Origin of the sequence: Clostridium sp. HCS.1, assembly GCF_047900555.1 — a bacterium.
Taxonomy (GTDB): domain Bacteria; phylum Bacillota; class Clostridia; order Clostridiales; family Clostridiaceae; genus Clostridium.
The window spans coordinates 520492-546133 of record NZ_CP170704.1 but is presented as its reverse complement, the minus strand read 5'-3'; the positions used below and the strand labels follow the sequence as shown (position 1 = coordinate 546133).

At 29.2% G+C, this 25642-nt stretch carries 25 protein-coding genes and 1 riboswitch; of the genes, 9 read left to right on the top strand and 16 right to left on the bottom strand.

The annotated features are described in order from the left end of the window. Positions 1-54: 54 nt before the first annotated feature. Positions 55-534, bottom strand: a complete 480-nt coding sequence (locus ACFYH6_RS02660; RefSeq protein WP_416179214.1) for a flavodoxin — start codon at positions 532-534, stop codon at positions 55-57. Positions 535-785: 251 nt separating this feature from the next. Between ACFYH6_RS02660 and ACFYH6_RS02655 the strand changes: the two genes are divergently transcribed. After that, on the top strand, positions 786-1616 hold the full coding sequence (locus ACFYH6_RS02655; protein ID WP_416179215.1) for an EFR1 family ferrodoxin: 831 nt from the start codon (positions 786-788) through the stop codon (positions 1614-1616). Positions 1617-1855: 239 nt separating this feature from the next. Here ACFYH6_RS02655 and ACFYH6_RS02650 read toward each other — a convergent pair whose 3' ends face one another. From ACFYH6_RS02650 to ACFYH6_RS02635, 4 genes are all read right to left on the bottom strand, one after another. Then, positions 1856-2011, bottom strand: a complete 156-nt coding sequence (locus ACFYH6_RS02650) for a hypothetical protein (RefSeq protein WP_416179216.1) — start codon at positions 2009-2011, stop codon at positions 1856-1858. Beyond that, the gene (locus ACFYH6_RS02645; RefSeq protein WP_416179217.1) at positions 1998-2732 is read right to left on the bottom strand and encodes a hypothetical protein; all 735 of its coding nucleotides are present in this window, start codon (positions 2730-2732) and stop codon (positions 1998-2000) included. Before ACFYH6_RS02645 ends, ACFYH6_RS02650 begins: the two co-directional genes overlap by 14 nt. A 159-nt stretch (positions 2733-2891) precedes the next feature. Further along, positions 2892-4190, bottom strand: a complete 1299-nt coding sequence (locus ACFYH6_RS02640) for a PTS sugar transporter subunit IIC (RefSeq protein WP_416179218.1) — start codon at positions 4188-4190, stop codon at positions 2892-2894. Positions 4191-4228: 38 nt separating this feature from the next. Next, positions 4229-6244 carry an alpha-galactosidase gene (locus ACFYH6_RS02635; RefSeq protein WP_416179219.1) on the bottom strand — a complete coding sequence of 672 codons (2016 nt, stop codon included), beginning with the start codon at positions 6242-6244 and terminating at the stop codon, positions 4229-4231. A gap of 315 nt (positions 6245-6559) precedes the next feature. Here ACFYH6_RS02635 and ACFYH6_RS02630 point away from each other — a divergent pair, with 315 nt between their 5' ends. The 3 genes from ACFYH6_RS02630 to ACFYH6_RS02620 all read left to right on the top strand — a co-directional run bounded on the left by ACFYH6_RS02630 (position 6560) and on the right by ACFYH6_RS02620 (position 9209). Continuing rightward, the gene (locus tag ACFYH6_RS02630) at positions 6560-7399 is read left to right on the top strand and encodes an AraC family transcriptional regulator (RefSeq protein ID WP_416179220.1); all 840 of its coding nucleotides are present in this window, start codon (positions 6560-6562) and stop codon (positions 7397-7399) included. 200 nt (positions 7400-7599) lie between these two features. After that, on the top strand, positions 7600-8316 hold the full coding sequence (locus ACFYH6_RS02625) for a CpsB/CapC family capsule biosynthesis tyrosine phosphatase (protein WP_416179221.1): 717 nt from the start codon (positions 7600-7602) through the stop codon (positions 8314-8316). Between the two features lie 62 nt (positions 8317-8378). Next, a complete protein-coding gene (locus ACFYH6_RS02620; RefSeq protein WP_416179222.1) occupies positions 8379-9209 on the top strand; it encodes an EFR1 family ferrodoxin in 831 nt (276 codons plus the stop codon). Positions 9210-9648: 439 nt separating this feature from the next. Here the strand turns inward: ACFYH6_RS02620 and ACFYH6_RS02615 are convergent, their stop codons facing one another. From ACFYH6_RS02615 to ACFYH6_RS02595, 5 genes are all read right to left on the bottom strand, one after another. Further along, positions 9649-9837: a hypothetical protein gene (locus tag ACFYH6_RS02615; RefSeq protein ID WP_416179223.1), complete on the bottom strand. Its 189-nt coding sequence runs from the start codon at positions 9835-9837 to the stop codon at positions 9649-9651. Position 9838: 1 nt separating this feature from the next. After that, on the bottom strand, positions 9839-10606 hold the full coding sequence (locus ACFYH6_RS02610; protein ID WP_416179224.1) for a hypothetical protein: 768 nt from the start codon (positions 10604-10606) through the stop codon (positions 9839-9841). 227 nt (positions 10607-10833) lie between these two features. Beyond that, positions 10834-11574: a phosphotransferase gene (locus ACFYH6_RS02605; RefSeq protein WP_416179225.1), complete on the bottom strand. Its 741-nt coding sequence runs from the start codon at positions 11572-11574 to the stop codon at positions 10834-10836. Between the two features lie 107 nt (positions 11575-11681). Next, positions 11682-12608: an aldo/keto reductase gene (locus tag ACFYH6_RS02600; RefSeq protein ID WP_416179226.1), complete on the bottom strand. Its 927-nt coding sequence runs from the start codon at positions 12606-12608 to the stop codon at positions 11682-11684. Positions 12609-12632: 24 nt separating this feature from the next. Further along, on the bottom strand, positions 12633-13811 hold the full coding sequence (locus ACFYH6_RS02595; RefSeq protein ID WP_416179227.1) for an iron-containing alcohol dehydrogenase: 1179 nt from the start codon (positions 13809-13811) through the stop codon (positions 12633-12635). Positions 13812-13903: 92 nt separating this feature from the next. On the opposite strand from ACFYH6_RS02595, the gene ACFYH6_RS02590 reads away from it, so the two are divergent. After that, positions 13904-14314, top strand: coding sequence for a MerR family transcriptional regulator (locus ACFYH6_RS02590; protein ID WP_416179228.1), 411 nt, complete (start codon positions 13904-13906; stop codon positions 14312-14314). A gap of 110 nt (positions 14315-14424) precedes the next feature. Here the strand turns inward: ACFYH6_RS02590 and guaA are convergent, their stop codons facing one another. Beyond that, the gene (gene guaA, locus ACFYH6_RS02585) at positions 14425-15966 is read right to left on the bottom strand and encodes a glutamine-hydrolyzing GMP synthase (protein ID WP_416179229.1); all 1542 of its coding nucleotides are present in this window, start codon (positions 15964-15966) and stop codon (positions 14425-14427) included. Between the two features lie 234 nt (positions 15967-16200). Then, a complete protein-coding gene (gene guaB / locus ACFYH6_RS02580; RefSeq protein ID WP_416179230.1) occupies positions 16201-17649 on the bottom strand; it encodes an IMP dehydrogenase in 1449 nt (482 codons plus the stop codon). 155 nt (positions 17650-17804) lie between these two features. Then, positions 17805-17902: riboswitch (purine riboswitch) on the bottom strand. A 511-nt stretch (positions 17903-18413) separates the two neighbouring features. On the opposite strand from guaB, the gene ACFYH6_RS02575 reads away from it, so the two are divergent. Both ACFYH6_RS02575 and ACFYH6_RS02570 read left to right on the top strand, forming a co-directional pair. Next, positions 18414-19475, top strand: a complete 1062-nt coding sequence (locus ACFYH6_RS02575) for an IS1595 family transposase (protein WP_416179231.1) — start codon at positions 18414-18416, stop codon at positions 19473-19475. A 110-nt stretch (positions 19476-19585) separates the two neighbouring features. Continuing rightward, entirely contained in the window at positions 19586-20197 is a 612-nt protein-coding gene (locus ACFYH6_RS02570) for a hypothetical protein (RefSeq protein ID WP_416179232.1), read from the top strand. Between the two features lie 324 nt (positions 20198-20521). On the opposite strand, the gene ACFYH6_RS02565 is transcribed toward ACFYH6_RS02570, so the two are convergent. Together ACFYH6_RS02565 and ACFYH6_RS02560 are read right to left on the bottom strand one after the other, a co-directional pair. Then, a complete protein-coding gene (locus tag ACFYH6_RS02565; protein WP_416180556.1) occupies positions 20522-21676 on the bottom strand; it encodes an IS91 family transposase in 1155 nt (384 codons plus the stop codon). A gap of 4 nt (positions 21677-21680) precedes the next feature. Next, the gene (locus tag ACFYH6_RS02560; RefSeq protein WP_416180557.1) at positions 21681-22529 is read right to left on the bottom strand and encodes a tyrosine-type recombinase/integrase; all 849 of its coding nucleotides are present in this window, start codon (positions 22527-22529) and stop codon (positions 21681-21683) included. Positions 22530-22764: 235 nt separating this feature from the next. Here ACFYH6_RS02560 and ACFYH6_RS02555 point away from each other — a divergent pair, with 235 nt between their 5' ends. Then, positions 22765-22950 carry a DUF4177 domain-containing protein gene (locus ACFYH6_RS02555; RefSeq protein WP_416180565.1) on the top strand — a complete coding sequence of 62 codons (186 nt, stop codon included), beginning with the start codon at positions 22765-22767 and terminating at the stop codon, positions 22948-22950. Positions 22951-22983: 33 nt separating this feature from the next. Further along, positions 22984-23190 carry a hypothetical protein gene (locus tag ACFYH6_RS02550; RefSeq protein WP_416180566.1) on the top strand — a complete coding sequence of 69 codons (207 nt, stop codon included), beginning with the start codon at positions 22984-22986 and terminating at the stop codon, positions 23188-23190. Between the two features lie 323 nt (positions 23191-23513). Here the strand turns inward: ACFYH6_RS02550 and ACFYH6_RS02545 are convergent, their stop codons facing one another. Continuing rightward, positions 23514-24668, bottom strand: coding sequence for an IS91 family transposase (locus ACFYH6_RS02545; protein WP_416180556.1), 1155 nt, complete (start codon positions 24666-24668; stop codon positions 23514-23516). Positions 24669-24672: 4 nt separating this feature from the next. Further along, positions 24673-25521: a tyrosine-type recombinase/integrase gene (locus ACFYH6_RS02540; RefSeq protein ID WP_416180557.1), complete on the bottom strand. Its 849-nt coding sequence runs from the start codon at positions 25519-25521 to the stop codon at positions 24673-24675. Between the last annotated feature and the right edge of the window lie 121 nt (positions 25522-25642).

Sequence of the window (25642 nt, the reverse complement as noted above, 5' to 3'; positions counted from 1 at the left end):
AGCTGTAACAACAACTCCTAAATTATAGATTGTGCTACAGCCCCTTCATTTATCTTATAATATTGTATTAGTCCAAGATAATAATTTCTCCTTAGTTTGTCTTCCATTAAGAAGCTTTCCTTTCTTCCAATCTATATTGGGATATTGTTTCTGTAGAATTACTTCACAATTTTCAATTCCACTTCCCCCAGAAGTTGCAAAAGGTATAACTGTCTTTCCTTTAAAATCATACCTTTCAATAAATGTATTTATAATTGTTGGAGCAATATACCACCATACAGGAAATCCTATAAAAATTACATCATAATCTTCAATTTTAGCATCCCTATCTGCAATTTTCGGACGTGAGTTAATATTCTTCATTTCTATACTACTACGACTCTTCTTATTACTCCAATCTAAATCTTCCTTAGTATAAGGCACTTCAGGATTTATTTTATAAATATCTGAATTTATTGCCTCTGCAAGTAATTTGGCTATGCTTTCAGTTACACCACTTGCACTGAAATATGCTACTAAAACTTTATTACTCATTCCTCTTCCCCCCAAATATTATTTAAAGTAATCATAATATCAAAACCCTTGTAAACATTTACTTTATATTTAAATTATACCAATTGTTACTTTTACATTCAACCTTACTGTTATTTGACCACAGTTTTTACCATTGTTATAATATATGTAAACAATTAAATTATATAGTTATAGAGAGTTTTAAATAAATTTACTATAAAATAATTACGTAACTACTTAACTTTAAATCTCTATAAATAGGGGGGATTACTATGAAAATTAATCATATCACTGCTATATTTTATAGTGCTACTGGAAATACAAGAAAAGTAATTACAAGAATTGCAAAAAATATACAAGAAGTTTTACAAGTACCTATTAATTATGTAGATTATACTAGGCCTCAAAATAGACAAGCCTTTCATTCTTTCGGTCCACAAGATTTAGTTCTTTTTGCATCGCCTACTTATGCTGGAAGAATCCCCAATAAAATGGTACCTTATATTGAAAGTTCTTTTTCTGGTAAAAACACTCCTGTGATTCCTATTGTTGTTTATGGAAATAGGAGTTTTGATAATTCCCTTTCTGAACTTACTGATATTCTATCTTCTAATGGATTTATTCCTTTTTCAGCTGCTGCAATTGCAACAGTTCATGCTTTCTCATCCAAAATAGGTACTGGTCGTCCAGACGAAAAAGACTTAATTCAAATTGACTCCTTCTGCAAGACTGCTTCAAATTATATTTTAAATAATGAAAATCCATTACCAATTGAAGTTCCTGGAGAACATCCTGCAGTTACTTATTATACACCCCTTGGTGTAGATAATACTCCTGTAAATTTCCTAAGAGCAAAACCTAAAACTCATAAGGAACTTTGTGATAATTGTGGTATTTGTGCAAAAGCTTGCCCAATGGCAGCCATTGATTTTACTGATGCTTCTCTTGTACCTGGTACATGTATTAAGTGTCAACGTTGCATTAAAATATGTCCTACAAAGGCAAAATACTTTGATGATGAGAATTTTCTTTCTCATGTTCAAATGTTAGAAGAGCATTATGTTAGAAGAAGTGAACCTTTATTTTTTATTTCGCTTACTTAATTAATTTGTAAATAGAAAAATGCTAGTAATAAATAATTGTTTATACTAGCATTTTTTTATTATACTATTTTATTAATTTTTTATATAAATATTTTTATGTGATTACTTAAACTCAATAGTTTCTGATGTTTTTTCCTATACAATCATAAAATACAGATTTATCACCTTTATCTTTATTTATAATTCTGCCTGATACTGAAACTTATCTTTTTATTCTCTATGTAGCATACTTGCTTAAATTATTTTTTTAAAAACTTTTTTACATTTGCTTCATCCCATGAAATTTCTGTATAATATACTTCTGTAGTTGCTTTAGAAATAGTATCTAAGTTTTCTATAACAGTTTCACTTTCTTCTCTAATCAAGCCATCATTGATAATATCATGCCCAATCAATATCTTTCTTAATATTTTCTAAAATATTATCTAAATTGTAACCTTCAATCTCTGCAATCGTAATTATTAATCCTGCACAAATCTTTGAAATGACTATAATGTTTACAGTTCCTAATGTTTTCCTTCTTTCTGGAAAGTATTTCGTTATATTAAAATAATCAGAATATTTCTTAATATCATAGCTAATCTGATTTCTCAGAGTCATATTTAATTCTTGATTTTTCTCCTCTAAATACTTTCTTACAAGCTCATATAATTTTTTCTTTTGGTAATAATCCGATAAATCAAATTCTTTTTTAAAAACAAAGCTATCAATTCCTATATTGACCATTTGTTCAGCTACTCCAAGAATATTTATATTATTGTTGGAATCATCCTCACGTTCTATTTCAGTAAAATAATAGATTAGCACTAATTTGACCAAATATGGCATCTGAACTATAGTTAAATCTGGAAAACTTTCCTTAATCATACTTACCACATTAGTCAACTTTTTCTCATCTGCTTTAATTTGAATAAAATCAGGAAAATCAGCAGCAATACGCATCCCATTAATTTTAATTTTCGATAAATGTTTTAAATCAGGCTTATTCTTAATTACCATGTCTAATCCCCTATCAAAAATAGAACTTCTATCAGAAAGTGGATGTGAATCTTTCTCTTGAATTTTTTCATATAATATCATTATAGGTATATTTTTTCTGATTGATATTATCTTCATTTTTCTATTCCCTTCTATTCTTTATTTTTTGTATATTTTTATGTTATTCATTGTATATATTACTCACATTTTTTATTTTTTATTCTATCACTCCCAAATAAAAAAACGCCCATTAATATAGGCGTTCCTTAAAAGAGTATATATTTAAAGATTTTTAAATTAGTTTGTATTATTTACTAATTGTTTTCCCTCTTCTAGCTTTTCTTGTTCTAACAATTGATTATCATATTTCTTAACTAAAGGAATACTTAGGATTGTATAAATAACACCTAATATAATTTGCCAAACTACGGCTGATATTTGTCCACCAGTTCCAATAAATGCATATATTCCAGGTGGAGCAGTCCAAGGAACTCCAGTACCATTTAATCTAGCAACTAGTCCAATACTAGTAACAAAATACGTTAAAATAATCCCAATAACCGGTAATACAATATATAATGAGCCCAAATAAATATTATACATAATCGGATATCCAAATACTAATGGTTCATGGATTCCAAAAACAGCTGGAAGTAGACCTAACTTAGAGATTTCTTTTCCTTGTCTACTTTTCCCAACAATTAAGAAGGCAATACACATATACAGTCCAGTTCCAGTTGCATAAGTTAAAAACTCATTAGTAATAATATTAGGTAATGCTTCTCCAGCTTGGAAGGCAAGTCTATTTTGGTCACTTAACATCAATAATGCTGGTGATAATGCTCCCATTACAATAGATGTACCATGAATTCCAAAGAACCAAAGTACCATAGCAAAAAATATAGCAAAAGAAAATCCCAATAAGCTTCCGGATAAACTTTGAAGTGGTTTTGATAAAAGAACATTTAAGAAATCATGAATATTTCCAAATGGTGATATTTCAAGTAATATTTTAATAATAAACATTCCAACAAAAATAATTGCTATTGGTATTAGAGATGAAAAAGAATTTGCAACTTCTGGTGGAACTGCATCTGGTAATTTTATTGTTAATTTTTTTTCTATAAGATATTTATATAATGTTGGAACAATAAGGCCTAAAACAATAGCTACAATTAAACTTGAAGCACCCAATCTTGAAAGAGCAATTGCTGTTGAGCCATCTTCTAATGTACTTATTGGCGTCATAAAATAGAATACACCTAAAGTAATTACAGAAGCATAAATTGGTTTTACTTTTGGATTTTTATATTGCTCTGCTAAATTATATGAAATGAATAACAAGCAGATAATCCCACCTAAATTCATAGTCCCATTCATAAAACTATTGACTTGATTTTGCCATACTGATGCTTCAGATACACCCAATAAATTGGTAACAAAATTTATATAAGCTTCAGACGGAAAATTAGTAATTAACAAAGCAATTGATGCAACAATCGTAAATGGTGCATATGCAATAACACCATTTTTTATAGCAGTAACATATTTATTGGTACTAAACTTACTTACCCAAATTAACATTTTATCTTTCATATTTTATCTCCCTTCATTATTTAATAAAAACTAATTATTTACTTAAAGAATACAATAGCTGCTTCTTTTGTTTTATTATCAATCTTAATTGAAACATTTTCTTCATCTACAAATTCAACTACTGCATTACCAAATACCTTTATATTTTTAGTTGTTTTATTTTTTAATTTATACGTATACTCTCCTAATGAATTTGTAAATAAAACAACTGCTCCACGTCCAGTATTTTCACTAATTTTTTCGTGAACTTCAAATGTTTCACCAGGTCTTCCAAACATAATTGGATACGCTTCAGTTATATCATCTCTCACTTCTTTATAGGTTGATAAACTATCATTAAATAAACTAACTCCCTCTTTAGAAATGTTTAATAAATCTCCCCAAATTCCATTTTGACCTAGAATAAGAGAAGCAATATTTAATAATTGAGAGTCATATCCATCGTCAGGTAAATAATGAGTTAAAAATAAAACTGATGGAATCCATTTATCATAATCTAAAATTCTTCTTGATATCCAAGTTCTAGCAGGGCCAGGATTAACAAAAATATTAGACCAAGTATCAGGCTCTCTTTTTATATTATAATCATCAAAGTATGGACCATTATTAATAGCAAAATACTTACCTGATGAAAGGAATCCTAAGCCTGTACAACGTCCTGGTTCAGTTATATCAAAATCAAATATAACTTCAGGATGTTTTTCGCATACATAATCAATAATTTTTACTAAATATCTTACAACATTAAATGAATAATTCTCTTCGCACTCTTGAGATGAATTATCACTTGTTCCATGATAATGATTTCCTTGTTGACATCCTTCCATCCCTACAGCATCCCATTTAATGTATGAAACACCTAAATCTTCAATTATTTCACATAAACGTGAAGCATATCTTTTCCAATAACCTGAAACTAAGCACATTTCATAACTTTCTTCTGTTTCCCAAATTTCATGTGGTTCTTTCACAGAATCTCTCTTATTAATAATATTATCTTTTTGTGATAAATACATTTCACTTGTTTTTCCTGCTGCAATTGGATTAAACCAAATTCCTAGTTTCATACCATAGGAATCTAATTTTTTCTTAATAAGCTTTAATTTATCTGGAAATTTCTCTTCGTTAATTAACCAATCTCCAGTTTGCTTATACCATCCTGTATCAATTACAAATACTTCTATTCCCATTTGATTAGCAGCATCAATTTCTTTATCCATTCTTTCAAATGTCATATCAGTTAAATATTTATTACCATTCCATCTTTTATTTCTTTCTTGAAAATTCCATGTATTATAGAAAATATATGGTTTTCTACTTTCCATATTTAAAGTACAATATTTTAACTGAAATGTTCTATACTGCTTAGCTAAAGACTCTTTCCCACCTTTAACTGCACCAAATTGAAACCAAATTGTTTCAAAATTATTATTACTATCTATTAATTGATTAGAAACATAATTTCCTTTTATGGACTTAACTGAAATTTTATTCCCCTCTTGTTCAAATTCTAAAAACTTATTTGGATATTGTGAACCATGCTCATAAGCTAAAAGTAAAGATAAATCTTCTCTTTCCTCAACAAGAATTGGTCCCATAATTTGATTTTCGTTATTAAATGCTTCATTTTCTGTTATTACATGAGTATGATACATATAGTCATAATCTGAAATTCTTAATTCAATTTTTTTGCTTTCTTTCAAAGTTTCATATCCACAATAAACAATATTATCTAGACCATTATGCTTTGTTAAACATCTAGCATCATTTGAATATAAAACATATTTGAATCTAATAATTGGACTTTTATCACTAACACGAATAACAAAATCAATATTCATATTATTAGTAAGTATCGAAGAATAGGTTAATTCTTCAATATTTTCATTGAGTTTATTTCTTTCTTTATAAATAAATTTTTGAGCAGGAACAACATTTTCATTATCTACTTCAAAAGATGGACTTTGAATTGAGACTTGTAAATTCTCATCTATAAGATACCTAAATAAATAATCTTGTCCCATTTCAATTTCAAAATAATTGTTTTTATACATTTTTCCCTCCATCATATACAATCTCTATTTTTATCTTCTACAACTTAATACAATTCTATAAACTAATAGAAGGTATTACCATTAAATAATTAACAATGAATCGACTCATAAATATATAGTTAAACATTTTTCTTAAATTAGCTAAAACTTGACTTTTTTCTATTGAAATAAATTTATTTGTACAAATAAAATAAACGCTTACATTATTAGTTTATCACGCTATTTTTTCTTTTAGTATAGAATTATTTGTTTTATATATGTCTTTTTTTTACTTTTTCATTGAAATAAAAATAATTATATATTAAAATTCATATCATGAAACAATATAAAGAAACAAGTACTTCATTACTTTATAAATCTCTATCTGATTTTGTCATTTTTAATGCTGGTTATGAGGCATGTGATCCAAATCATATATTTGGTCCTGCTTTTCGTGAATTTAATTTAATCCATTTTGTTATGGATGGAAAGGGAGAACTTACAATAGACAATCATACATTTCAATTATCGAAAGGAGATGCATTTATTATTCCTGCTAATAAAATATCTACTTATAAAGCTAACCAAAATACTCCCTGGACTTATGTTTGGTTAGGTTATTTAGGTATTAATTCGCAAAAATATACTTCACAGTTATTAAGGGCAAATGAAGAAATATATGTTTTTAAGAATCTTAATAATGAGTATTATTACAATGAAATCAATAAAATTCTAAATATGCATAATAACCACAATAGTATGTTTTTTAGAGCTAATAGTATTTTGCTAGAGATTTTTGCTAATCTCTTCGATGAAATAGGAATTAATGATAATTTAGATTCAAAAACTACAGCAATGGAAGAAATAAAATATTATATTGATTTAAATTATCCACTTAATTTAACTGTTACTCAAATTGCTGAGAAATTTGGTTTTAACTCTAGCTATTTATCTAGAACCTTTTCTAATAAATTTGGAATTTCGCCTAAACAATATATTTTGAAAAAGAAAATAAATAAAGCTTGTGAATTATTAATTACTACTGATTTACCTATTTCAATAATAGCTAACTCATTATCTTTTGATGATCAACTTGCTTTCTCTAAAATATTTAAAAAGAATAAAGGTTGTTCACCACTACAATTTAGAAAGAAGAATACAATATCTAAATTATAGTATATTGTAATTTATTACTTTATAGTGTTGTGTTATAAGCAATGAATTTTAAAAATAATAATTATACTACCTAATTGATTTATACTTAAAGATAACTTAGCAAATATTAAGCACTAGTATGTATATAATTAATCATTTATATGTATATAAATGGTATAATATATATAGTAGTATTTTATAATAAAAGGAGGAGTAAATTTATGAGTATAAATCAGTTAGTGGATTTACACAACCATACTATATGGTCAGATGGTAAAAATAAAGTAGATGAACTAATAGAAAATGCCATTAAGCATAATATAAGTTCAATTGGCATTACCGATCATTATAATACTTCTAAGTGTACATCTATTTCCCCCTCAAAATTAAATAGGTATATAAATAACCTTACAAAATCTAAAATTCAATACGAAAACAAAATTAACATATTAAGAGGTATTGAAATTAATTGTTTACCATTTAATGACTTACAAAAAGTCCAATATAAAGATATTAATAAATTGGATTATGTGCTTTTAGAGTATCTTGAGTGTTTAAATTCCTCTATCTCCTTAGAAGATATAGCTAAGCTTATAAGCAATTTTAAAATTAAAGTTGGCTTAGCTCATACTGATTTAATTAAATTTGCAAGTAGATATAACAATTTAGAAGAAGGTCTAAGAGAAATATTAAAATTTCTAAAAAACAATAATATCTTTTGGGAACTTAACATAAATTCCTATTCTGATCATTACTATAATTTTATAGTAGACTCAAATGATGATATAAAATTATTAAAAAAGTTGCTTAAAGAATATTATATAGAGGTAACAGTAGGTTCAGATACTCATGACTTATTGGACTACGAATTCAAAATAATAGAAAAAGCCAATATTTTTTTAAAGGAATATAATTTTTTAAATGTAGAAAATCTATAACTTCCTATAAGTATAAATAGACACTAATAAGGGTTTTAACTATATATAGAAAGGAGTATTTTATGAAAATTAATCACATCACTGCTATATTCTATAGTGCTACTGGAAATACAAGAAAAGTAATTACAAGAATTTCAAAAAATCTACAAGAAGTTTTACAAGTACCTATTAATTATGTTGATTATACTAGGCCTCAAAATAGACAAGCATTTCATTCTTTCGGTCCACAAGATTTAGTTCTTTTTGCATCGCCTACTTATGCTGGAAGAATCCCCAATAAAATGGTACCTTATATTGAAAGTTCTTTTTCGGGTAAAAATACTCCTGTGATTCCTATTGTTGTTTATGGAAATAGGAGCTTTGATAATGCCCTTTCTGAACTTACTGACATTCTTTCTTCCAATGGATTTATTCCTTTTTCAGCTGCTGCAATTGCAACAGTTCATGCTTTCTCATCCAAAATAGGTACTGGTCGTCCAGATGAAAAAGACTTAATTCAAATTGACTCCTTCTGCAAGACTGCTTCAAATTATATTTTAAATAATGAAAATATCTTACCAATTGAAGTTCCAGGAGAACATCCTGCAGTTACTTATTATACACCCCTTGGTGTAGATAATACTCCTGTAAATTTCCTAAGGGCAAAACCTAAAACCCATAAGGAACTTTGTGATAATTGTGGTATTTGTGCAAAAGCTTGCCCAATGGCAGCCATTGATTTTACTGATGCTTCTCTTGTACCTGGTACATGTATTAAGTGTCAACGTTGCATTAAAATATGTCCTACAAAGGCAAAATACTTTGATGATGAGAATTTTCTTTCTCACGTTCATATGTTAGAAGATCAGTATGTCAGAAGAAGTGAACCAGCTTTCTTTCTTCCTATTACATAATTAATTTGAATTTAATCTGAAAATTATTATAGGATAAAAGGAGAGATTTTAATTTATTTGTATAAATTAATATAAATAAAGGTTTTAATTCTATATAAAATCAAGTGTTATTTGAAAATTATACACATTATTAGACATTAGTTAGTTTTATATTTAATTAAAAATAACTAATGTCCAATCCCACTTGCTTAAAACATCTTTTCATTTTCTTTAATAATTTTTTGTTTCTATATATAATTAACTAGTAGTTTTATATTATAAAATATTTAACAGTTTCTTGAAAATTATCTAATGTATGAGTTCACATGACTATATTTTTTTTCAAATTCCGCTATAGTTGAAGCTGTACTAAGCAAAGTTATTTTAATATCTGTTTAAACTTCTTTATTTATTTCTTTTCACCTTATGAATTTTTGTAATAACTTATAAATATTATATTTTAAACATCACATTCTTTAACTTCTAATTCTTTATAAAAATTGGGATCAGACAAGTTAAGTTCTTTAAAATCATTTTTTAATTTATTTGCACAACTTTTAAATGTTACATATGTTAATCCTCCGCTAACTGCCCCACCTACAATTGGCACTACCTTAGATATTCCCTTAGCAAAAACATCCTTAGTCATTTTAAACCCTAGAGTTGTAGCTACTTTTTTTTGCTATAGGATATACAGCTCCTTTAGTAAGTGCTTTTTGTGCTAAAGATTTAGACACCTTACGAGTAGCTGTTTCTGCAACAATCTTTACTCCTTGTGCAGCACCTTGAACTCCAAACATAACTCCTAAGAATAAAAGAATATTATTCATTGTTGAGTCACTAATATTATCCCCATCTAATTCAAAATCACTGAAGCCATATAAATAAGCTAGTTTTTGCATAACTTTAAGTATAAATCCAAAATATTGCACTAAGTCTGCTGGTAAAGCTACAGCCATCGCTACTCCACCTGGAATTCCAGCTGCAAAAGAAATTGCAGAAACCCTATTAGTTTCATAGTCTATAACTTGCTTAGCAATAATATTTATTTTTTCTCGTTCAATACCAGCAAACGCTGGATTTCTCTCAATTGCTAAATTAATCTCTTTTTCAGAATAATACTTTATAAGTTCCTTTTTTAAAAATTGAGTTCTATCAATCTTTACTCCAGGTAATTTAATTGATTGTAACAGTACATCTTCAGGTGTTATTTCAGGTATTTCTATCTTTTTCACTGCTTTGACTGTACCATTGGCAATATCTTTTGCAACATCAACAGATTTATTTGCCATTTCCCCAGCTGCATTTAGAGCATTACCTGTAATTATACCTGCTTTATTCTTTACTTCGTTAACATCAATATCAGATACAACCTCTCCTACTTTAGAGAGTGCTTTTTTAAACAAACCATTTGGCATATTATGCCCTCCTTTAAAAGTAGATTAATCTACTTTTTATTATGTTAATAATAATTATAATATTTTCCCAATCTGAAATATACCTTTTTTTTCAAAAATATTACAAAATTATAAAGAGCTAAATATGAATATTTACTAAAATATTATCTTTCTTTTCTATATAAAACAAAAAAGCCCCTAAAATAAAGGCTTTTTTATATTGTTTCTTATAATGTCAACTTTCCATTCTATGATAGTAGCTTAATTAACTGTCTAACTCGTTTCGTATCATGTTCAGTTAGTCTGCAAATTGCACTAACCAACACAGCTTTCATAAATAATTCCTCAGAATAACCTTCAAGAACTAATACCCTTTTCATGTAATTTCTCTTTAGTCCTGCAGCATATTCATAAAAAATTACATAAGTTCGAGCATAATCCCAAATTGGTTTCCCATTCTTGGCATTTACCCAATCTATAATTCTGATGTTGTCATTTTCGTACATGACATTCAATGTATGATAATCCATGTGACAGAGTCCTTCATCTTCCACATCTTCTTTTTCTACTTCTAATAGACATTGTTTTGTATATATTTTTTCTTCTTCAGATATTGATGCTGAATCAATTTGCTTACCTAAATACTTGGTAACATGATGAAGTTTGAGATGCTTTATTTCATGAATTTTCTTAAACCATGTAATAAAATCATCCATTACAACATCCTTCCCCAAGGATTTTATTTTTTCAAACATTGAGCAACCACAAATTAAATCCATCTTTATGGTACCCTGGAACTCAGATTCATAATAATGCGGTATGGGAAGTCCACTTTTGCATACTTCATTTTGTTGGCTATATTCATAATCGATCCATTCTTTTGGATATCCATCATGAAAGCATTTATAAGCAAATCCATTCCATGAATATACCTTTGCCACCATTCCTTCGCCAATTTCAGCTCTTTCCTTAATGAAACTGTTTATCATGCCAATGCCAACACCTTTCTTTTGAAAATGAATCTATTTATATTATATTCTTTTGTATACTGTAAAAAAAGAGGGCTATAAGCCCTCTATAACTAATCAACTCTTTATTATGGTAAAAATTTTCCAGAAGAAAGATATAAACGATACCACTCCTCATGGGTAAGACTAACTTTACAAGCCTCTGCCATTTCAGTCAGATGAACTGGATTCATTGTACCTGCGATTACCTGCATTTTTGCTGGATGGCGAAGAATCCACGCGATTGCGATTGCTGCCTTTGTAACATTATACTGATCAGCTAACTCGCCAAGTACCTTATTCATTTCAGGGAAATCTGGATTATCTATAAACACGCCCTTAAACATTCCATATTGAAGTGGGGACCATGCCTGAATTGTAATATCATTTAGACGACAATAATCAAGTGCTCCGCCATCACGCATAACTGACATATCAGTTGTTTTGTTATTCATATATAGATCCTGATCAATTAATTGTGACTGCTCCAAAGAAAGCTGTAACTGATTAATCTTAAGGGGCTGCTTTACATATTTCTTTAAAAGTTCTATCTGCATAGGCATGGTATTGCTGATACCAAAATGACGAACCTTTCCTGAAGCCTCAAGTTCATCAAATGCCTCTGCAACTTGTTCTGGATCATAGAGTAAATCTGGTCTATGCAGTAATAGAATATCTAGATACTCGATTTTTAGTCTCTTCAGTATTCCATCAACACTTTCAATAATATTAGACTTTCTCCAGTCAAATATCTGTTTATCAAATCTTAATCCACACTTAGACTGAATGATTAAATCTTCACGTTTTACCCCTGTAAGGGCCATTGCATCACCAAATCGCTTTTCTGCTTCTCCATAACCATAGCAGGTAGCATGATCAATAAAATTGATTCCCAAATCATGTGCTGTCTGAATCATCTTAGCTGCATCTTCTATAGAAAGTGCAGGCATACGCATACAGCCAAGGATTAGTCTTGATGCATGATCAGGTCCATTTGTTATATTAATTGTTTGCATAATTATCCATCTCCTTATTATTTTCTAAAGCATAAGTCTGTAAATTGCTTCTACATCCCTTTGTTTCAATGATACAAAACCACCAATTTGACCACCCTCATTACCGTTACCGTAACAACAGGTATATGCAAGTTTTTCAATATCATTTTCCTCAGCTCCAAGTTCCTCAAAATTCTTTGGCATTCCTATAGATATTAAGAAACTGCGAAGAGCTTCAATTCCTTCTTTTGCTGTTCTTTCAGGATGAGAAAAATCCATTTGGCAGCCCCATACTCTGACAGCTATCTGTGCAAATCTCATAACATCGTGAGACATATTATAAGTAAATACTGCTGGCATTGTAACTGCAAGTCCAGCACCATGTGCACAATCATATAATGCAGATAACTCATGCTCAATCTGATGACTAGTCCAGTCTTGAGAACGACCAACTCCAACGATATTATTATGAGCAACCATTCCTGCCCACATAATGTTGGCTCTTGCCTCATAATCTTCAAGATTAGCCATTACCTTAGGAGCCTCTGTTTTCATAGTAAGAATAAGTGATTCAATCAAACGATCTGTAACCTCTACATCTTTAGAATTTGTCAAATAACGCTCATATAAATGTGCAATAATATCTGTAATACCACAGGCAGTCTGATATGCAGGAAGTGTCTCCGTAAGCTCTGGATTTAGTATTGAAAACTTTGGACGAATTGCATCTCCTGATGCACCTCTTTTAATCATTCCATCTTCCTTAGTAATTACTGAATCTGGTGATCCTTCAGAACCTGCTGCTGCTATTGTAAGAATTGTTCCAACAGGAAGTGCTTCTTCAATCCTCTTGCCCTGATAGAAATCCCAAAAATCCCCATCATATACTACACCTGCAGCAATTGCTTTGGATGAATCAATGGTGCTTCCACCTCCAACTGCAAGAATAAAATCTACATTCTCTTTTTTGCTAAGTTCTATTCCTTCATAAACAAGCCCACTTCTTGGATTAGGCATAACCCCCCCAAGCTCTACAAATTCAATAGAAGCTTTTTTAAGGGATTCCTTTACCCTATCAAGCAAGCCCGAACGCACAACAGAACCTCCACCATAATGAATTAATACCTTACTGCCACCAAATCTCTTTACTAATTCTCCACAATCGTTTTCACGACCCTTGCCAAATGCAAAAAATGTTGGTGCAAAAAAATTAAAACTTTCCATTATACCCCTCCATAGTTATATTGTAGTATAATTATATTATACAACTTGAAGTTAACTTCAACTCAAGTTTTTTTTGGAGTATTAAAAATTATATGTCTTATTCGATTACAGAAATATCAAAAATGTTTCATTTACCAGCATCAACAATACGTTATTATGAAAAAATTGGATTATTAGAAAATGTAGAACATATAAATGACTATAGAAGAGTTTACAACAATTCACATATTGATCGTTTGTATGCCATAGATTGTTTCAAAAAATCATTACTTCCATTATCTGAAATAAAAGCTTTTTTTGCTTATGAAAAAGATATCCTATCTAATTCAGATAAAATCCTCTTAATGATGAAATCTCAGGAAGAAAAAACAAAAGCGGCAATAAAAGATTTAGAGGATGGACTTGAACATATCCAAAGAAAAGTACATTACTATTCTTTAGTAAATGAGGCAATCAAAAATAATATGCCACTACCAAGTTGGAATGATATATACCATTGTTAAAATACAGGAAGGCTTAGACTCTAGTTTATCTATGCCTTCCTTCAAATGACTGGAAAATTCCTAAAAAGAACGGGAGTCCGCTATTTAAACGTGCTCCCGTTTTTTATACATTATTCGAATTCTATAGTTGCCGGTGGTTTTCCTGTGCAATCATAGAATACTCTATTTACACCCTTAACTTCATTTACTATTCTAGTTGTTACTTTTCCAAGTACTTCCCATGGAAGGTCAGCTGATTCTGCTGTCATGAAATCACTAGTAGTTACAGCTCTAAGTGCTACTGCATAATCATAAGTTCTTTCATCTCCCATTACACCTACTGATCTCATATTAGTAAGTGCTGCAAAGTATTGACCTATTTCTTTATCAATACCAGCCTTTGCAATTTCTTCTCTATAAATTGCATCTGCTTCTTGAACTATCTTAACTTTTTCTGCTGTTACTTCTCCAATTATACGTATTCCAAGTCCTGGACCTGGGAATGGTTGTCTGAAAACTAATTTTTCAGGTATTCCAAGTTCTAAACCTGCCTTACGCACTTCATCTTTAAATAATAATCTTAATGGTTCTATTATTTCTTTAAAATCAACATAGTCTGGAAGTCCTCCAACATTATGATGTGATTTTATAACTGCTGATTTTCCAAGACCACTTTCAATTACATCTGGATAAATAGTTCCTTGTACCAAGAAATCTACAGTTCCGATTTTCTTAGCTTCTTCTTCAAATACTCTAATAAACTCTTCACCAATTATTTTTCTCTTTTCTTCTGGTTCTTCTATACCTTTTAATTTTTCATAGAATCTTTCTTGAGCATTTACTCTAATAAAGTTTAAGTCATATTGTCCATTTGGTCCAAATACTTCTTCAACTTCATCACCTTCATTTTTACGAAGAAGGCCATGATCAACAAATACACATGTTAATTGGCTTCCAACTGCCTTTGAAAGTAATACTGCTGCAACTGATGAATCAACACCACCTGATAATGCACATAATACCTTACCATTACCAACCTTTTTACGAACTTCTTCAATTGTCTTTTCAACAAATGAGTCCATTTTCCAATCTCCAGAGCATTTACAAACATTATATAAGAAGTTTGAAATCATCTTAGTTCCTTCTTGTGTATGCATAACTTCTGGATGATATTGAACTGCATAAAGATTCTTTTCTTCATTTTCCATAGCAGCCACTGGACATACTGGCGTATTAGCTATTACTTTAAAGCCTTCTGGTGCTTTTTCTATGTAATCTGTATGACTCATCCAACAAATTGTAGATGGTGATACACCTTCAAATAACTTAGAATCTACATTTATGTCTACTTTAGTTTTACCATATTCACTTACTGGAGCAGTTGCAACCTTTCCACCAAGCATATGAGCCATTAATTGAGAACCATAGCATATTCCAAGGATAGGAATTCCAGCTTCAAATAATGATTTTTCACATAAAGGAGAATCTTCTCCATAAACACTATTTGGTCCACCAGTAAATATTATTCCCTTTGGATTCATTTCCTTTATTTCATCAACACTTAAAGTATGTGGGTGAACTTCACAATAAACTCCACACTCTCTAACTCTTCTAGCAATTAATTGATTATATTGACCACCAAAGTCAATAACTAAAACTAACTCTTTATTCATAGGTTACCTCCAACCCAAATTCTATTTATTATCTACTTTATTGTAACACTTATTAATATTGAAATGAAAAAATGAAAGAATTAAAAGAATGAAAAAATTATTGTAATTATTCAGCTATAACTGAATAATAAAATATAAAATCTTTATGCATTCATTAACTAAGCTTGCTTAGTTATTTCCTTAATTTTTCATTCTACATTTTACATTCTTCATTACTATAGTAAATAACCCTAGTTATTTACTATAGTTTGGTGCTTCTTTAGTTATATTTACATCATGTGGATGACTTTCTCTTATTCCTGATGCAGTTTGAACTACGAATTTAGCATTTTCATATAGGCTATCTAAATTAGGTGCTCCTAAATATCCCATTCCTGATCTAATCCCACCTAATAATTGATATATAGTATCTGATAGATATCCTCTATATGCAACTCTTCCTTCAACACCTTCTGGTACAAATTTCTTAGTTCCATTTTGGAAGTATCTATCACTTGATCCCTTTTCCATAGCTCCAAGAGAACCCATTCCTCTATATACTTTATATCTTCTTCCTTCATATATTTCTGTTTCTCCTGGTGCTTCATCACAACCTGCAAACATTGAACCCATCATAGCAGCAGATGCTCCAGCAGCTAAAGCCTTAACTATATCTCCTGAATATTTTAAACCACCATCTGCAATTACTGGAACTCCATATTTTCTTCCTTCTTCAGCACAATCCATAACTGCTGTTAATTGTGGCACACCTACTCCTGCAACTATTCTAGTTGTACAAATTGATCCAGGCCCTATACCAACCTTAACACAATCTGCACCAGCTTCTATTAAATCTCTAGTTGCTTCTGCAGTTGCAATATTACCTGCTATTATTTGAAGTTCTGGATACTTAGCTTTTATAGTTCTAACTGCATCCATAACTCCCTTTGAATGACCATGAGCAGTATCTAATGTAATAACATCAACATTAGCCTTAACTAAGGCATCTACTCTTTCCATCATATCCTTAGTAATTCCAACTGATGCTCCACATAATAATCTTCCTTTAGAATCCTTTGCTGCATTTGGATATGCCTTTGCTTTTTCTATATCCTTAATAGTTATTAACCCCTTTAGGTTATCTTCATCATCTACTAATGGTAATTTTTCTATTTTATGTTTCTTTAATATTTCAAGGGCTTCTTGTAAAGTTGTTCCTTCCTTTGAAGTAACAAGTGGGCTCTTAGTCATAACTTCTGAAACTGGTCTATCAAAGTCTGTTTCAAAAACTATATCTCTATTAGTAATTATTCCAACTAGCTTAGTTCCTCTTGTTATTGGTACACCAGAAATTCTATATTGAGCCATAAGTTCTTGAGCATCTCTTATTATATGATCTTCTGATAAGAATATTGGATCTGTAATAACTCCATTTTCTTGTCTCTTAACTTTGTCAACTTCTTTTGCTTGTTCTGCTATAGTCATGTTTTTGTGAATAATTCCGATTCCACCTTCTCTAGCCATAGCAATTGCCATTTTTGATTCTGTTACTGTATCCATACTTGCACTCATTAAAGGAATGTTTAATGTTATTTTCTTTGTTAACTTAGTTTTTAAGCTAACTTCATTAGGTAAAACCTCAGATTTATTTGGTACTAGTAATACGTCATCAAAAGTATAAGCAGTTTTAATAATTGTTGCCATAGTTTTTCCCCCTTAAAATAATTTTTTTCTTTCATTTTCAAAATAATATGAAATATTTTATTCTTTTAAATTTCTATTTTTATGTACAAAAAAAGACATACTAATCTTCTAAGTGAAGTTAATATGCCTAAAAATCTATATAACAAATATAGATTTAGTATATCAAAATCACTCATAGTCGGAAATTTAAGGTTTCCGGTAGATACTCTCTGCCATATTCAGAGGATATACGAGTAAACTATCTGTTCTTTTTCTAAATTTATAGATATTATATATCTCTACTATGTTATTGTCAACAAGTTTGCAATTTACATTTCAATTATTTTATTTGTTGGATATTATATTATCATATTCTTCTTAAAATATTAATTAAAATATAAATGTAAAAAAAGGATTGCTTTTAGTTAAAAATATATAATTAACCTAAAAACTCATAAAATAAAGCCTATATCTTAATTGACTAAGTAATTTAAGATATAGGCTAATTTCTTATTTTGGCTCTGTTTTATTTAGATGTTGATAATTATTATTTTTTAAACAAGAGCATATTTCTTCTATTTGCTGTGGAATTATATTCCAATTAAATGTATAATAGAAATAATTATTATTACGCAATTGTATTCAATTATTCTTTAAAATAATTATGTGGGGGTAAGTATAATGTTTAAATATTTCGCTATGTTAAAGATATATGTTGATATTTGATTAAATTTTCCGAAGTAGGTTATAATATAAATATAATGTAAACGATGGAGGCTTATACTATGTCTGGAGCAAGTTCTGTAATAAAATTTCTTTCAACTTTAACTAAATCTGAACAAGAAAGAGTATATAACTATCTTGAAAAAGAGTTAATTTTAGGCTCTATGACAAATGAAATTCAAGATGAAATAAAAGAAAATAGGTTCTCTTCAGGTAGAGTATGCCCATATTGTAAAAAAGATAAGGTATTAAGAAATGGGAAGTACAACAAGAAGCAAAGATATATCTGTAAAGATTGTCATAAGACATTTACAGATTTCACATACTCCCCATGTTATAATAGCAAAAAAGATTTTACAGCATGGTTATCTTACATCAAATGTATGATTGAAGGCTATTCGATTAGAAAATGTGCAGAAATAGTCGAAATTAGTGTACCTACATCATTCTTATGGAGGCATAAAATTTTAGATGCTATAAGAGTATATATAGGTATTGGTACTGTATCTGGAGTAGTTGAAGCCGATGAAACATTTTTTAGACTTTCTTACAAAGGTAATCATAGCAAAAGCAGTATTTTTACTATGCCCCGTAAACCATATAAGAGGGGTCCTAAAAGTAAGCCTTCAAATCAAGAAGACAAGAAAAAGAGGGGTATTTCTAAAAATCAAGTATCTGTAATGTGCGTTACTGATAGATTGGGAAATGTTATATCTGAGTTAGTTTGTAATGGCAGAATGCGTTATACAGATGTAGAAAGACTTTTCAAAGATAGAATAGAAGATAAATCAATCCTATGTGTAGATTCTCATAAGAGTTACATCAAATTCAAAAATAACTTTAATGTTGAAATGCAACAAATAGGAACTGGTAAATATAAAAAAGGGATTTACCATATTCAACACATCAATGCCTACCACAGTAGATTAAAGGAATTTATGCTTGGATTTCATGGAGTAGCAACCAAATATCTTGCAAATTATATGTATTGGTTCAAGTGGATAGAATTGTTTAAAACTGAAAAAGATACAATAAGGTGCAAAAGATTATTTGTTCAATCTCACAGCTCTTATTCCAAAACTAAAATAAAGGATTTTAAAGAGAGAAAAGCAATTTATATTTAAATGGTAAATAATGTTTAATATTTACCATTATTTGTGTATAATTAAATGAGAAAGTATTACGTAATTGTATTATGTTATTCATTAATATAATTATTGTAGGAGGGTTTTGAATGGGGAAAAAGATTTTTATTACTATTGTAATGTTGGTATTGTTTATGAGTAGAAATGTTTACGCAGGGGATATACCAGAGTCAATTATGTCAGGCAATCAAAAGGCACTCTTCATAGCAAAAATAACTACTATCAATAAAGACTCATATAGTATCCTTCCTTCTACTGTTATGATGGGGAGCATACAGCAATCAGAAATTTCAATACAGAAATTTGATAAATATTATGGAACAAACGATAAACCTAAAGTGGGAGATTTTATTGTAGTAGTATTGTTAGATGAAAATAAGGTTGATGATACTTGGGTATTTAAAAGTACATCTGATAATTATAGAACATTGAAACTTGTGAGTGAACCACATGATATGGTAGTTCGTTATGAAAAATACATCAATGAAGGAAAATACTTTGAAGCACAAAAGAGTATAAATGAAGAGGATAAAACATCAAGTATTTCAACTAATATCAATTTAGATAGTACAGAAAAAGTTAACAGTAATAAAAGACAATCTTATTTAATTAATAAACCGTTGATACTACTATTAACTATGGTTACTTTGGGGCTAATATATTTTTATATAGTTAGATTAAAAAAAAGCCACATTAAATGAGATAAAATAATTCATCATTTGAGTTGGCTTGATTGCGATGTTGAGTTAAAAAAATAGCATATAAATAAGCATTTACAAGTGGTTTAAACTTGGTTAAAGTTAAATATATGCATCTCAATATCGCAATCAATTACTAGAACGAAGTCGCTAAAAGCTACCGCCCCGTATGGGGATTCAAAAATTCACGACCATGTTTTAAATTTATAATTTATATAATTGACTTAATATTCTGCTGTTCCTATTTGGAAAATTAAGGTTATATCTTATTTTAGTATATAGCATCCCCCTCCCCATAATCAAGTACTTATTTACTTTTACTTTTATTTATGGTGGGGAAGTACTTCTGGGCATGATTTTCTCTATTTTTATTAAATTTCCATTCTCACATTTACTACACTTACCTATATTTATTCCTGTTAATTTAAAAAATAGCTCCGCTGACGATAGATTCTCAAAATCTTTTGGTTTAATCCTAAAGATCTCTATGCAGCGCTTAAATTTTAGTTTTTTATTTCTATTTCCTAGAATACCATAATGTCTTATTTTTATAAATCTATCAGGTAATACATGCATTGAAAATCTTCTAATAAATTCTTCTGGTTTTAAGGTCATTACTTTTTCTTTATTTTTATCTCTATAATCTCTCCACTTAAATATAACTTTTTCTTTATCAACTTTAATAATTCTATTATCCGATATTGCTACTCTATGAGTGTATCTACCTAAATATTGCAATACATATTCTGCACTACTGAAAGGTGCTTTACTATAAACAATCCATTCTTTTTTGTATAAATTGTCTTTAAATACATTAAAGACTTCTTTAAATTGAAATTCCTTAATACTACTTGGAAATTTCAGCTTATTATTTTTATAAAGTTCATTTAGGTAAAATAAATATTTACCTCTAAATTTTCTTGAAAGCACCTTCACAGGAATAAAGAATTTCTTTTTTGATTTTATCCATTTACTGTTGTCAGTGCTTAATCCACCACCAGGAACTATGCAGTGTATATGTGGATGATACATTAAGTTTTGACCCCAAGTGTGCAAAATAGTTGTAAAACCGATATTTGCATTTAAGTATTTTTTATTCTTTGCTAATTCTAGCAAAGTTTCGGAAACAGCAGTAAAAAGAATAGAGTACATTTCTTTTTGATTAAATAAAGTTAAAGAATTTAATTGTTCTGGTATAGTAAAAACAATATGAAAATAGTGAGTTGGCAATAAAGATTTACTTCTTTCATAAATCCATATTTCTTTAGCATAAGCCTGACATTTAGGACAATGACGGTTTCTACATGAATTATATGAAATCTTTTTTTCTCCACACTCATCACACTCATATACATGGCCGCCAAGCGCAGCAGTTCTACAATCTTTAATAGAATATAATGCTTTTAGAATATTAGGTGGTAACTTTTTTGATTTAGTATAGGATTCCCCGTGTAATTCCATAATATGTTGAAGTGAATTCATGAAACTACTCCAATGTATCTAATGGACTCTTTATATTTAATGTTTTATAATCTCTTACATGTAAATATATTGAGGTTGTTTTCATATTTGAATGTCCCATTAATGCTTGAATAGTTACTAAATCAACACCATCATTCATTAGATGGGTAGCGAAAGAATGTCTTAAAGTATGCGGAGTAGCTTTTTTACTTATCCCTGCATTTTCCACAGCTTTTTCAATAGCACTTTGAACTCCACGACTAGTTAACTTTTTCTTTGTTTGTCTTGATATAAATAAGTAATCATCAGGAGAGTAATTTTTATATCCAAACTTCTTCCAATACAGCCTTAATAACTCTAAGTTTTTCTCTGATAATAAAGTATATCTTTCTTTGTTTCTTTTACCATTTCTAACTCTAATTTTCATTTCAGCACTTATAATATCAGAGATTCTTAAGTTTATAACTTCGCTAACGCGTAAGCCGGCAGAATACATAGTTGAAAATATTACTTTATGCTTTAAATAAGTGGTGGATTCCAATAAATGTTTTAACTCTTCCTTAGTTAAATATTGGGGTAAGGTTTTATCATATCTAAGTTTAGGAATTCTTAAATCACTCCATGATCTTTCAAGTGTTACGACATAAAAGAATTTTAGAGTACTATTAATATAATTTACAGTTCCTCTGCATAATTTTCTATCATTAATGCAATAATTTAGATATTGTATAATTTCTGTTTCACCCAATGTTTCGGGTGCTTGATTATAGTATCTAGAAAATCTGTTCATAGCACAAACCATATTTTTGATAGTATCTTTGCTACGACCACGAAGTTCTAGATCCTTAATCATTTTTTCAATTTTTTTATACATTTTATCACTCCTTAAAAAGTGCATAAAATGTGAGAAGTGAAGCTTCCTTGAGAAAGAAACTTCACTTCTTATTTTTTCCATATATAATTAAGTTTAATCACTAACCCCAGCCGTCGCTTTTAGCGATTTAGTTCTATTAAACTATTACGAACTAAAAGGACCAAAAAAATATTTTTGGTCCTTTTTAAATATATTATTTTCAACATTATTATTAAACATAGCGAAATATTTATATGTGGAGTGTAGAGTTAAAGGATTGTTTGCAGATGCAAATCATAGAGAATTAATTGATAAGTATGCATCAGAAGGCTGGAGATATATAAATGCAATACCGTCTTCTTTCTATGGGAATAATGGTCAGCCAAAAACTTTTGATTTAGTATTTGAAAAGAGAAATGATGAGCAATCTGAGTTAGTTTGATTGCGATGTTGAGTTAAAAAAAGGGGGACAATCATGAAAATATTAGGAGTAGTTTATGGACTTTATGGGGGCATATTATCTTATAGTGCATTCGTCATTTTACAAAACTTGACCAGAGGTACAGATGCTCAAAGCTTTATATTTATAGGAACTATAATACTTTCTGCTGTAATCTGCTTCTGCACTGGTATGCTTATAGAAACCTATCAAAGTAAGAATGGAAATAGAAAAGATTTATAGTACAAGTATTACATAATATGAGTTGGCTTGATTGCGATGTTGAGTTAAAAAAATAGCATATAAATAAGCATTTACAAGTGGTTTAAACTTGGTTAAAGTTAAATATATGCATCTCAATATCGCAATCAATTACTAGAACGAAGTCGCTAAAAGCTACCGCCCCGTATGGGGATTCAAAAATTCACGACCATGTTTTAAATTTATAATTTATATAATTGACTTAATATTCTGCTGTTCCTATTTGGAAAATTAAGGTTATATCTTATTTTAGTATATAGCATCCCCCTCCCCATAATCAAGTACTTATTTACTTTTACTTTTATTTATGGTGGGGAAGTACTTCTGGGCATGATTTTCTCTATTTTTATTAAATTTCCATTCTCACATTTACTACACTTACCTATATTTATTCCTGTTAATTTAAAAAATAGCTCCGCTGACGATAGATTCTCAAAATCTTTTGGTTTAATCCTAAAGATCTCTATGCAGCGCTTAAATTTTAGTTTTTTATTTCTATTTCCTAGAATACCATAATGTCTTATTTTTATAAATCTATCAGGTAATACATGCATTGAAAATCTTCTAATAAATTCTTCTGGTTTTAAGGTCATTACTTTTTCTTTATTTTTATCTCTATAATCTCTCCACTTAAATATAACTTTTTCTTTATCAACTTTAATAATTCTATTATCCGATATTGCTACTCTATGAGTGTATCTACCTAAATATTGCAATACATATTCTGCACTACTGAAAGGTGCTTTACTATAAACAATCCATTCTTTTTTGTATAAATTGTCTTTAAATACATTAAAGACTTCTTTAAATTGAAATTCCTTAATACTACTTGGAAATTTCAGCTTATTATTTTTATAAAGTTCATTTAGGTAAAATAAATATTTACCTCTAAATTTTCTTGAAAGCACCTTCACAGGAATAAAGAATTTCTTTTTTGATTTTATCCATTTACTGTTGTCAGTGCTTAATCCACCACCAGGAACTATGCAGTGTATATGTGGATGATACATTAAGTTTTGACCCCAAGTGTGCAAAATAGTTGTAAAACCGATATTTGCATTTAAGTATTTTTTATTCTTTGCTAATTCTAGCAAAGTTTCGGAAACAGCAGTAAAAAGAATAGAGTACATTTCTTTTTGATTAAATAAAGTTAAAGAATTTAATTGTTCTGGTATAGTAAAAACAATATGAAAATAGTGAGTTGGCAATAAAGATTTACTTCTTTCATAAATCCATATTTCTTTAGCATAAGCCTGACATTTAGGACAATGACGGTTTCTACATGAATTATATGAAATCTTTTTTTCTCCACACTCATCACACTCATATACATGGCCGCCAAGCGCAGCAGTTCTACAATCTTTAATAGAATATAATGCTTTTAGAATATTAGGTGGTAACTTTTTTGATTTAGTATAGGATTCCCCGTGTAATTCCATAATATGTTGAAGTGAATTCATGAAACTACTCCAATGTATCTAATGGACTCTTTATATTTAATGTTTTATAATCTCTTACATGTAAATATATTGAGGTTGTTTTCATATTTGAATGTCCCATTAATGCTTGAATAGTTACTAAATCAACACCATCATTCATTAGATGGGTAGCGAAAGAATGTCTTAAAGTATGCGGAGTAGCTTTTTTACTTATCCCTGCATTTTCCACAGCTTTTTCAATAGCACTTTGAACTCCACGACTAGTTAACTTTTTCTTTGTTTGTCTTGATATAAATAAGTAATCATCAGGAGAGTAATTTTTATATCCAAACTTCTTCCAATACAGCCTTAATAACTCTAAGTTTTTCTCTGATAATAAAGTATATCTTTCTTTGTTTCTTTTACCATTTCTAACTCTAATTTTCATTTCAGCACTTATAATATCAGAGATTCTTAAGTTTATAACTTCGCTAACGCGTAAGCCGGCAGAATACATAGTTGAAAATATTACTTTATGCTTTAAATAAGTGGTGGATTCCAATAAATGTTTTAACTCTTCCTTAGTTAAATATTGGGGTAAGGTTTTATCATATCTAAGTTTAGGAATTCTTAAATCACTCCATGATCTTTCAAGTGTTACGACATAAAAGAATTTTAGAGTACTATTAATATAATTTACAGTTCCTCTGCATAATTTTCTATCATTAATGCAATAATTTAGATATTGTATAATTTCTGTTTCACCCAATGTTTCGGGTGCTTGATTATAGTATCTAGAAAATCTGTTCATAGCACAAACCATATTTTTGATAGTATCTTTGCTACGACCACGAAGTTCTAGATCCTTAATCATTTTTTCAATTTTTTTATACATTTTATCACTCCTTAAAAAGTGCATAAAATGTGAGAAGTGAAGCTTCCTTGAGAAAGAAACTTCACTTCTTATTTTTTCCATATATAATTAAGTTTAATCACTAACCCCAGCCGTCGCTTTT